This window comes from Sedimentitalea todarodis, from assembly GCF_032595355.1.
Taxonomy (GTDB): Bacteria; Pseudomonadota; Alphaproteobacteria; order Rhodobacterales; family Rhodobacteraceae; genus Sedimentitalea; species Sedimentitalea todarodis.
In genome coordinates, this window is record NZ_JASMWN010000025.1 from 55,040 (window position 1) to 65,871 (window position 10,832).

Here is a 10,832-nt window from a genome sequence, read left to right on the forward strand (position 1 = left end):
TCCCGTGGGTATGGCCATTGCGATACCGGCCGGATTTGTTTTTAACGCGGGCAGGCTTCAACCGGTCTGGCAGGGGGTGCGTGCGCGATGGGCAAATATCTGATGGTGGGTGCAGGCCTGTCCGGAGCGGTGATCGGCCGCCATCTGGCCGAGGCGGGGCATGAGGTCACGGTGGTGGACAGCCGCTCCCATGTCGGCGGCAACTGCCACACCGAGCGCGACCCCGACACCGGGGTCATGGTGCATGTCTACGGGCCGCATATCTTTCACACCGATGACGAAGAGGTCTGGGAGTATGTCAACGCCTACGAGAGGTTTCTGCCCTATCGCAACCGGGTCAAGGCAACCACCGGCGGGGCGGTCTATTCGCTGCCGGTGAACCTGCATACGATCAACCAGTTCTTTGGCAAGACCCTGCGCCCGGACGAGGCGCGCGATTTCATCGTCAATGAACAGGCCGACACCAGCATCGACGATCCGCAGACCTTCGAGGAACAGGCGATGCGCTTTGTGGGCCGGGATCTGTATGAGGCGTTCTTCAAGGGTTACACGATGAAACAATGGGGCTGTCATCCCAGCGAGTTGCCGGCCTCGATCCTCAAGCGGTTGCCGGTGCGGTTCAACTATGACGACAATTATTTCTTCCACAGGTTCCAGGGCATGCCCGAGCATGGCTATACCGCGATGGTGGAACGGATCCTCGATCATCCGGCCATAGACGTGCGGCTGCAGACCGTGTTCAGCCGCAACCAGGCCGGCGCCTATGACCATGTGTTCTATTCCGGGCCGCTGGACGGGTGGTTTGACTATGAACTTGGGCGGCTGGGGTATCGCACGCTGGATTTCGAGCGGTTCACCTGTGACGGCGATTACCAGGGCTGTGCGGTGATGAATTACGGCGAGGTCGGGGTGCCCTATACGAGGATCACCGAGCACAAGCATTTCGCGCCCTGGGAAAACCATGCCGGATCGGTCTGCTACCGCGAGTTTTCCCGCGCCTGCGATCCCGGCGATATCCCGTATTATCCGATCCGGCAGGTGGCGGAAAAGGCGCTTTTGCAGGATTACGTGGCGCTGGCCGAAGGGGCGGAGGGCGTCAGCTTTGTCGGCCGGCTGGGCACCTACCGCTATCTGGACATGGATGTGACCATCCGCGAGGCGCTGGACACCGCGCGCGGCTTTCTGGGCCATGTTCAGGCGGGCACGCGGCCCCCGGCGTTTTTCGTGGCACCGCTCTGATGCGGGATCAGACCGGGTAGTCGAAGCGTTCCATCACCGGACCCAGTTCCCGGTTCAGTTCGGCAATGGTGTCCGGCGTCAGTTTGCGGGCATGATCGCCGGGGGTGACCTGGCGCTTGTGCTTGCTGGTGTCCTCGCCCTCGGTCGAGAAATCGCCCTTTGCCGCCAGTTTCGCGCGCAGATCATCGGTCATCGTGACATCGAGAAACGCGGCGATGCGGTTCAGCCAGGCCTCGGTGTCGGTGACCATTTCCTCGTATTTCAGAACCAGCGCATCCGGGTGATCGGCCAGCAGGCCGGCGAGGATTTCCATGCGCATGCGGTAATTGGCGGCGCTGTCGCGGGCAAAATCGTCGATGGTCTTTTGCTGCAGGGACTGGCGGCGGGCTTCGAATTTTTTGCGCCGCTCGGGATCCTTGGGGGGCACGTGGCTTTTGGCGTAGGAGAAATAGGCCGAGGTGATGCAGTCGCGCGGATCGCGCAGCTGCACGACGAGGCGCAGGTCGGCGAGGGCGGGCATGTCCTTGACATAGGGGCCGCGGGCCATGCCGTAATAGACCCCGGTGGGCTGCATGGTGTCCTGTGCTGCGACAAAGACTTCGGGCGGGGATTTGTCGGAGTTTCCGGCGGCGATCGAGATGTCGTCGACCTTGTAGCCGCGGGCGCGGCAGAACACCTTGAGTATCCCGTTGGTGACCGAACTGCCGGCCTTGTGCATGGAAACGCCCATCAGGCTTTTCAGATCACTCATTGTCGGAAACCCATCCTTGGCAAGGTGTTTTGGCGCCTTCTAGGCAATCGCGCGGGGTGGGGCAATGGCTGCGTCAGCCCGCTGCGGCGGGATCGAGCAATTGGTCGATATGTGCCCGGATTTCGGGCCGGGCGGCGTCGATGGCCGGATAGAGCGCCGGATCCACCCGGCGGTTCAGCCAGTCGCGGGCGCGGGTGGCGAAGGGGCGGCGCAGTTCGGGGAGCAGATGGCCATGGATCCAGCCGATCAGCCCCAGGGTGAACAGCGCGAAGGGCAGGGGGTCCGCCTCCCTGGCGGCGATGTCTTCGGCGACCCGGTCCAGCGTGACGAAAACCTCGAGCCGTTCGGGGCCCAGCCGATTGGTCAGCCGGTCGCCTTCGGCGTCAACGAAATGGATGAGGCAGATGCGATCGCTGGCAAGGATGCGGTCGGCAGAGAGAAAGCTGCGCCAGTGCAGTTCGATATCTTCATGCACCGCAAGGTCGGAACAGCCGATGCCGTGGTCGCGCAGGAACCCGGTGCGGTAGATCTTGTTCCAGGGGTAGTTCGCGGTCTGCATCAGGGCGGCGGCGGCGGCAGGGCCGACCGGGGTCAGCGCGCCGATATCGGTGCCGGCGGCGCGCCACAGGCGGCCGTCCAGCGGCTCGGGCCCCCAGCGGCGCTCGATCTCGGAGCGGGTGTCGTGATGGCGGAAGATGCAGAAATCGAACGTCTGCCCCGCCAGGTCCGCCAGCAGCGGCGGCAGCTCGCGGGTGGGCAGGTCGTCGGCGTCGAGATAGAGCAGGTGGTCGCCGTCGACATGGGCAAGGGCGGCGTTGCGGGCGGCACCGGGGCCCTGCGCGGTGTCATGGCGCAGCAGGGTCAGCCGGTCCGCGGGCAATGCCGCGGCGGCGCAGAGGGCGGCGTGATCCAGCGGGGCGTGCGAGCCGTCATCGACCACCACCAGCTGATCGGCACAGCCAAGCCGGGCGAGGCGGCCCAGAAGCCTGAGCAGGTAGGGTTCGTCGTCATGGACCGGGATGGCGATGGTTAGCGTCATGCGGCAAAGATCCGCAGATCGTGCAGGTGCCAGCGCAGCGGCTCGGGCGGCAAAAACAGCAGCAATTCCCGCCAGGGCGCGATCTCCGGCAGGGGGCGGCAGGTGGGCACATGCAGCGCATCCACATGCGCAACGGCGTCGGGCCGGGTCAGGATATGGCGGTCAAGGAAGCAGTCGACAAAGCCGCCGTCGCCGAGGCCCGAGCGCAGGCAGGGGCGGATGATCTGTTGCGCGGGGCCGACGCCGGTGCAGCCAAAGCCGATAAACGCGGTGTCGGCCAGGTCCGGCAGCTCCAGCGCCAGGTGCAGGGCGATCCAGCTGCCGCGTCCGGTCATCGAGATGTCGAGTTCCAGCAGCCGCCCGGCAGGCGAGCGCCACGTGCCGCCGACGCCCAGGGGCGCATCGGCGATCAGCGAGACGCCGGGGGCGAAATCGACCCGCTCGGCGATGTCGCCGGCCGTGATGCCGTCACGCAGTGCTGCGAGGCCTAAAGACAGGTCGGGGGCCAGGTCGCGGGACAGGGATGGGGCAGGGGACATGATCTTGGCCCGGATTGAGGTTCGCCTTTCCTAGGATATTTCGGGGCGAACCGGAATCACCTTTTGCGGCGCCGCGTCGAAAATATGTGCCGGGCAAGGGAATGCCGGTGTTGGGGGCCGGTGTTGGGGCCAATGTTGGGGGCGCTGCCCCCGCCGCCCTGCGGGCGTCTCCCCCGGAGTATTTTGACAAAGATGAAGGGGCGGAGGCGCTCAGTCTGTGGCGAAGGGTGGCGCAGGCGTCAGGCAGAGTGTGCTGTTGTTGAACAGGATCCAGTCGAACAGCGCGGCGAAGGACAGCCCGATGAGCGCCAGCGTGCCGCCCAGAAGAAACATCAGCAAGAGGCGCGCAGGGCCGAACCGGGCCGGTCCTTCGGCGAGCCGGGCCAGGATCCGGCAATAGGCGATGCCATAGCCGATCAGCACGCCGAACATGGGCAGGGTGGTGACGATATAGAGCAGGATCGGGCGCAGGGACGTCTGTGGATTATCCTGTAGAGCCGCCTGCAAGGCCGCCAGCGTGGTGACCTGGCCACAGCCGCTGACGGAATTGGCCGACAGCCGGAACAGGTCTTCGCCGATGATCCGCATGACTCCGAAGGACCCCAGTTGCAGGACCGCCTCGAGCGGCAACACCACGCCGTGAATGCAGGCGGTGGCGATGAGGAAGCTGCCAAGGGGGTGTCTGGCACCAAACAGCCGCCAGACCCAGAAGAAGGCCAGCGAGACCAGCAGAAGCTGCAGGATGCTGCTGAGACCGCGGGCGACGAAGAACAGGGTGGGCGCGGCGTCGGAGCTGAAGGCGATATAGCGGGTCAGCAGCAAGATCGCCACCGAGACCGCCCAGAACAGCACCGCATCCCAGACAGCGGTGCCGGCACGGCTGCGCGGGGTCACCTGGGCAACGGGATGGGCCAGCAAGGCCCAGAAGGTGCTGCCATAGCGGGGGAGGACCTCAACCGTCCGTTTTACGATATCCTCGAGCACGCCCGTTCCCGCAATTGGAAATAGCGGCAGTCTAGAGCGTTTTGCGCCGCCTGTCGCCCGGGCCGGTTTTACCTGACGCTGGTTTTGCAGGCATCTGACCGGCTTTTGGGTGATTGTTCAGCGGCTTTCTGCGCAAGAGGGTTTGGACTCGTCATGCGGATGTCGTAGGAGTGGTGGATATAGTTAGAGTATTTATCTGCGATCCATTGCGTTCGAGCTGTTGAGAAAAACGGAAATTCCGGACGATCGCTCTGTGGTGTGAATGTCGTGAGGACAGCGACTGAATGTTGAACCTGATCAGATCCTTGCCGCGCAAGCAAAAGGCTTATGTCTTTCTGGCGATTGATCTCGCGTTGATTCCACTGGCCCTGCTGTTCACCTACACGGTGCAGGTGCTGCCGAATTCGGCGGGCCAGACCCTGATCCAGACCCTGCCGGTCTTGCCGTATCTGCTGGCGGTGGCGGCGGGTCTGTCGATGTGGCTGGGCATTCCGGGCATTCAGCTGAAGGCGTTCGAAGGGCATGCGGTGGGGCTCACCGCGATCCTGGCCACGGTGCTGACCGGAACCATGGCGTTGTTGTCGTGGCTGGCCGGTTTGAACCAGCCGCCGGGAACCCAGGTGATCTTCGGGATCAGCTATTTCATGCTGCTGGTGGCCAGCCGGGCGGTGCTGTACCAGATCGTGGATGCGATCTATCGCCGGGCGCAGCCGCGCTGCCGGGTGTTGATCTATGGTGCGGGCACCACCGGCACCCAGCTGGCACAGGCGCTGCGCAGCCACGAGGGCATCGACCCGGTGGCCTTTGTCGATGACAACAGCTCGTTGCAGGGCATGGCTCTGGTGGGGTTGCCGGTGTTCCCGCCGGCCCGGATCGCGGAGCTGGTCAAACAGCGCCAGATCGACCGGGTGCTGCTGGCGATGCCGTCGCTCAGCCAGCCGAGACAGGCACAGATTGCCCGCCGGCTGCAGAAAGTGGGGCTGGACGTGCAGGCGTTGCCGTCTTTTGCGCAGTTGATCGGCGAGGAAGCGTTGATTGACAAGCTGACCCCGGTTGCGCCGCAGAACTTCCTCGGTCGCGCGTCGCGCGCCAGCGGACTGGGCGACGCCAGCGACAGCTATACCGGTCGTGTGGTGCTGGTTTCCGGTGCGGGGGGCTCGATCGGCTCGGAACTGTGCCGGCAGGTGCTGGCCTGCGAGCCCCGCAAGGTGATCCTCTATGAGCTGAGCGAACTGGCGCTTTACACGGTGCAGCAGGAACTTGAGCAGCTGACCGAGGGCACCGGTATCGAACTGGTGCCGCTTTTGGGGTCGGTGACGGATCCAAGGCAGGTGCGGACGGTTCTGGCCGATCACGGCGTGCAGGTGGTGCTGCATGCCGCCGCCTACAAGCATGTGCCGCTGGTCGAGGCCAATCCGCTGGCCGGGCTGGCCAACAATGTCTTTGGCACCCAGGTCCTGGCGCGCGAGGCAGCGGAATTCGGGGTCGAACGCTTTATCCTGATCAGCTCGGACAAGGCGGTGCGCCCGGCCAACGTGATGGGGGCCAGCAAGCGGCTGGCGGAACTGGTGATACGGGATCTGGCGACGCGGCACGCGGGAACCGTGTTCACGATGGTGCGGTTCGGCAATGTGCTGGGATCAAGCGGATCGGTGGTGCCGTTGTTCCAGGACCAGATCAGCCGCGGCGGGCCGGTGACGGTGACCGATCCCGGGGTAAAGCGGTTTTTCATGACCATCCGCGAGGCGGTGCAGCTGGTGCTGACCGCGGGGGCCGAGGCGCGGGATGGCGAGACGTTCGTGCTGGACATGGGGGCACCGGTGCCGATCGTGAAGCTGGCGCGGCAGGTGATCGAAAGCGCCGGCTATTCGGTGCGCGACGAGGACAATCCCGATGGCGATATCGAGATCGAGATCATCGGCCTGCGCCCCGGCGAGAAGATGGAGGAAGAGCTGACCCTGAGCCCGGATCTGATCGGCACCCGTTTCCCGAAAATATTCTGTGCGCGGGAAGACCAGCTGAGCGAGATCGAGGTGGCGTCGGCCCTGCGCGGATTGCGCCATGCGTTGGTGGCCAGCGATGCGGATGCCGCCCGGGCGGTCATCAGCCGTTGGGTCGAGGGCTACCGGCAGGCCGACGTCGAGCGCAGGCGTTCCTGACATATCCGGAATTGTCACCGCAATGCCGCGTTTCCGCCGAAACCCGGATGCTGGCGGTCCGGGCGATTGATACCGGGGCTTGCTTTGTGATCTAAGCAGTCCGAGAACGTTCAGGCAGGCTGACAGGCAAAAGGCGCCCTTCGTATTGTTTCAGGCATTTTTCAACAAGACTGTTTCCGGGGTCGGGCCTGTTTTTCGCAGCGGGCCGGGCCGGGCGCTTGTCGTGGTTCTGCTGGGCGGGGCGCTCGCGGGTGGCGCGGCGCTGGCCCAGAGCCAGTCAGGCGCCGGGGCGCGCCGCGACGCGGAGCCCACCCTGGTGCCGTTGCCGCCGCCGAGCCTCAACTTCTACGGCTCGCCCGGGATCATCGACATGCCGTCCGCCGAGATGCTGCCGGACGGGCAATTCACCACCGGCGTGTCATCGTTTGGCGGCCAGACCCGATACAACCTGACCTTTCAGGCAACCCCGTGGATGTCGGCCACCTTTCGGTACAATTCCATCCAGGACTGGAACATGGGGGGGTTCGATACCTATTACGACCGCAGTTTTGATCTGCGGTTCCGGTTGCTGCGGGAACGGAAATACATTCCCGAAGTCACCGTGGGCCTGCAGGATTTTGTCGGCACCGGCATTTACGCCGGTGAATATGTCGTCGCCACCAAGCGGTTCGAGGTGCCCGGCTGGGGCGGGCGGTTCGGTGAAACCGGGCGTCTGAAGCTGACCGCCGGGATCGGCTGGGGCCGGCTGGGCTCATATGGCAGCATTGGCTCCTCTGGCGACCGGCCTCCCTATGATCCGACCAGCCTGGGCGGCGAGCCGGCCTATGACCAGTGGTTCCGCGGTCCCTATGCGCCCTTTGCCGGGATCGAATGGCAACCCAATGAAAAACTTGGGCTGAAACTGGAATACTCCTCGGACGACTACGTGACCGAGACGCAGGACGCCTCGATCTTCGAGCGGCGCTCGCCGTTCAATTTCGGGGTCGAATACCAGGTCAGCCCCCGCACCCGGCTGGGGGCCTATTACATGTATGGCAGCCAGTTCGGGGTCAATCTGCAAATCCAGCTGAACCCGAAGCAGCCGGTGACCCAGATGCGGATCCCGGCCCCTCAGCCGATTCCGCAGCGCCCGTCGCAGAGCAGCAACCCCGATGCCTGGACCACCGCCTGGACCGGGAACGCATCGGTTCCGGCGCAGTTGCGTGATCTGCTGGCCCCGATCCTGCTGGCCGACGGGCTGGTGCTGGAGAGCCTGACGGTCCGTGCCGACACGGCGGAGCTGCGCTTTCGCAACATTCAGTACCTGTCCTTTGCCAATGCGGTGGGCCGGGCAGCGCGGGCGATGAGCCGGGTGATGCCGCCCTCGGTGGAAACCTTCCGGCTGGTGCCGCTGAGCGGAGGCATGGCGCTGTCGGCGACCACGGTGCGCCGGTCCGATCTGGAGGCGCTGGAATTCGATGGCAACGCCACCGATGCGCTCTTGGCCGTCACCGCCTTTTCCGACGCACCACCGCTGTCGGCGGATGCGACCCCGGCGGCGGATCTCTATCCCGACAAGAGCTGGTCGCTGTCGCCTTACTTCAGCCCGGCCTATTTCGATCCGGAGCAGCCGTTCCGGGTGGATGTGGGGCTGACCCTGCGGGGCACCTATCGGCCCGCACCCGGCTGGATCATCTCGGGGGCCATCCGCCAGCGCCTTGCCGGCAATGTCGATGGCGGGCCGCCGTCCAACTCGGTCTTGCCGCATGTGCGCACCGACCAGGTGGAATATGCGCAATATGGCACGACGCTGAACAACCTGTTCATCGCCAGGCAATGGCGGCCGGGGCGCAATCTTTATGCCCGCGTCACCGGCGGCTACCTGGAAACCATGTATGGCGGGCTGTCCACCGAACTGCTGTGGAAACCGGTCAGCAGCAACCTGGCCCTGGGGGTCGAGGCGAATTACGTGAAGAAACGCGATTTCAATCAGCGGCTGGGGTTCCAGGACTATGAGGTCTTCACCGGCCACGGCACGGCCTATTACGAGTTTGCGGGCGGGTATCTGGCGCAGCTGAGCGTGGGCCAGTACCTCGCCGGTGATGTCGGGGCCACCCTGAGCGTGGACCGCACGTTCGACAATGGCTGGATGGTCGGGGCGTTCGCGACCAAGACCAACGTGTCGGCCGAGGACTTCGGAGAGGGCTCTTTTGACAAGGGCATCCGGTTCCGCATCCCGATCAACTGGTTCCTCGGGAAACCGAGCCAGCAGACATTCGGCACCACCATCCGTCCGGTGCAGCGCGATGGCGGACAGATGGTCAGCGTGCCGGGACGGCTTTACGGGCAGGTGCGGCTGGCGCATCGCAAGGCGCTGACCAATCAATGGGCGAGGGTCTGGGAATGATGCGACCGGCACGCCTGCTGGCAGGTCTCACCGCCGCGCTTTTGCTGGCAGGCTGCAGCGGTGGCGTCGATGCCCCGACCCTGCAATTGCAGGTGATCGATGCCGCGCGTGAGGCGATATCCGCGCGCACCAATCCAGCGGCGGAACGCCCCCCGGTGACCCGGGCGGTTCTGAACACGCTGGACGGCACCTTTATGGAGGTCACCCGCCTGCGGGAAGATCAGACCGCGTTTCTCTATCCCAGCTACACGACCCGCGATTCGGGGCCCGGCGAGATTGTGGTCTGGCGCACCGACAGCAATGAAACCGTGACAGTGCGGGGCGGGGTGCTGATTGCCACGCGCGGGCTGGGCGGCGACCTGTTGTCGACCGAGGTGCTGCTGGCCGGCAGCGGTCTTGGCCCGGCGGCGGGTGGCGCGCGCATCTTTCAGATCTTTGGCGGCAACAACGCGCAGACGACGCTGACACTGGCCTGCGAGGTGACCGACCTGGGGCTTGAAACCATTGAAATCATCGAAGTGCGCCATGCCACACGGCATTTGCGGGAACAATGTCAGGGCAGCAGCGGTGCAATCACGAATGACTACTGGATCGATGCAGGCCGGGGCCTGATCTGGCAATCGCGGCAATGGGCCGGGCCGCATGTGGGCTATCTGCGGCTGCGGCAGGTGACGGATTAGAGATATTCAGATCATGTTCGAGAGGTTTCGGGCGTATGTGCCGCTGTTTTCATCGACCCGAAGAAAAAACAGCGACAATGCGCCAGATATGCAGAGGCCATATTGAAAAACCATGTGCCCTGCGGTAGACCTAAGGCAAGTAGGTTACCAAAGTTTTAATCCAACCAAGGATTCTGATCATGAAAAAGCTTCTCGCGGTTGCCGCCCTCGGCGCGCTCACCCTGTCGGCACCGGCCCATGCACAAAGCGCGACGGGCGGTGTCCCAAGCGCGATCGGTGGCGGTCTGACGGCCGGCGCGGCTGCTGCCATTGCGGCGGTCGTATTTATCGTGGCCATTGCCGTCTCCGGTGACGATGACAACCCAACCACGGTTACGACCACCACGAACTGAACCACCTGTTCAACCGGTTTGAAGCTTTAGGGCAGGCCCACGGGTCTGCCTTTTGCTGTTTCAAGGCGTTTCGCGCCAAAGCTGACTCACCTGACGCGGCCTGGAATCATAGATTTCAACGCGCGAGGCGACACCAGGTGACCCAGGTTGAACGCGAAACGCTCTCATACAGAATTTGCACTTCGTTTGTGAACCCACCGGGCGGCCTCCGGAGATCCTGTAGTTTATATTATGTTAATAATTCTGCGAAACCGGGTGTTTCGGACGTCAGGCAAACAGGAAATCGGCGGCTCCCAGATCCACCGGATCCAGATCGAGCAGCGTGATCGTGCCGCTGCTGGTGTCGATCTGCACATCTTGCCCCAGATCCCGGAAGACCAGATCGGCAAAGCCCAGATCCGGGATGGTGAACTGGATATGATCCTGACCAGGGGCAAAATCGGCAATCATGTCGTTGCCATGCCCGGATGAGAACACGAACAGATCGGCGCCGGCATCGCCGTGGTACTCATCATTGCCGCCGCCGTCGTGGAAGGTGTCATTGCCGCTTCCGCCCTTGACCAGATCGGCCCCGTTCGCGCCGCCCTGGTCCTCGTCATGAAAGATATCGTCGCCCTTGCCGAGATAGATCTTGTCGCGTCCCATCCCGCCCCAGACCTGATC

At 64.0% G+C, this 10,832-nt stretch carries 9 protein-coding genes and 1 pseudogene; 5 read left to right on the plus strand and 5 right to left on the minus strand.

What is annotated here, in order from left to right; all coding sequences use genetic code 11:
* Nucleotides 1-87 precede the first annotated feature (87 nt).
* Entirely contained in the window at nt 88-1,239 is a 1,152-nt protein-coding gene (gene glf / locus QO231_RS22220; protein WP_316781725.1) for a UDP-galactopyranose mutase, read from the plus strand.
* Nucleotides 1,240-1,246: 7 nt separating this feature from the next.
* On the opposite strand, the gene QO231_RS22225 is transcribed toward glf, so the two are convergent.
* The 4 genes from QO231_RS22225 to QO231_RS22240 form a co-directional block, all read right to left on the minus strand.
* A complete protein-coding gene (locus QO231_RS22225) occupies nt 1,247-1,990 on the minus strand; it encodes a sulfotransferase domain-containing protein (protein WP_316781726.1) in 744 nt (247 codons plus the stop codon).
* A gap of 73 nt (nt 1,991-2,063) precedes the next feature.
* Nucleotides 2,064-3,029, minus strand: coding sequence for a glycosyltransferase family 2 protein (locus tag QO231_RS22230; RefSeq protein WP_316781728.1), 966 nt, complete (start codon nt 3,027-3,029; stop codon nt 2,064-2,066).
* Nucleotides 3,026-3,568 carry a hypothetical protein gene (locus QO231_RS22235; RefSeq protein WP_316781730.1) on the minus strand — a complete coding sequence of 181 codons (543 nt, stop codon included), beginning with the start codon at nt 3,566-3,568 and terminating at the stop codon, nt 3,026-3,028. The genes QO231_RS22230 and QO231_RS22235 overlap by 4 nt, the downstream gene beginning before the upstream one ends.
* A gap of 210 nt (nt 3,569-3,778) precedes the next feature.
* Nucleotides 3,779-4,552 carry a hypothetical protein gene (locus QO231_RS22240; protein WP_316781732.1) on the minus strand — a complete coding sequence of 258 codons (774 nt, stop codon included), beginning with the start codon at nt 4,550-4,552 and terminating at the stop codon, nt 3,779-3,781.
* Nucleotides 4,553-4,836: 284 nt separating this feature from the next.
* On the opposite strand from QO231_RS22240, the gene QO231_RS22245 reads away from it, so the two are divergent.
* The 4 genes from QO231_RS22245 (at nt 4,837) to QO231_RS22260 (ending at nt 10,169) form a co-directional block, all read left to right on the plus strand.
* Entirely contained in the window at nt 4,837-6,711 is a 1,875-nt protein-coding gene (locus tag QO231_RS22245) for a polysaccharide biosynthesis protein (protein WP_316781734.1), read from the plus strand.
* Between the two features lie 145 nt (nt 6,712-6,856).
* Complete coding sequence (locus QO231_RS22250) at nt 6,857-9,097, plus strand: YjbH domain-containing protein (RefSeq protein ID WP_316781736.1); 2,241 nt, start codon at nt 6,857-6,859, stop codon at nt 9,095-9,097.
* Nucleotides 9,094-9,777 carry a YjbF family lipoprotein gene (locus QO231_RS22255; protein ID WP_316781738.1) on the plus strand — a complete coding sequence of 228 codons (684 nt, stop codon included), beginning with the start codon at nt 9,094-9,096 and terminating at the stop codon, nt 9,775-9,777. The genes QO231_RS22250 and QO231_RS22255 overlap by 4 nt, the downstream gene beginning before the upstream one ends.
* A gap of 179 nt (nt 9,778-9,956) precedes the next feature.
* Nucleotides 9,957-10,169 (plus strand): hypothetical protein, encoded by a 213-nt coding sequence (locus QO231_RS22260; protein ID WP_316781740.1) that lies wholly within the window; start codon nt 9,957-9,959, stop codon nt 10,167-10,169.
* 267 nt (nt 10,170-10,436) lie between these two features.
* Here the strand turns inward: QO231_RS22260 and QO231_RS22265 are convergent.
* Nucleotides 10,437-10,832: pseudogene (locus QO231_RS22265) on the minus strand (FG-GAP-like repeat-containing protein); the annotation flags it as partial.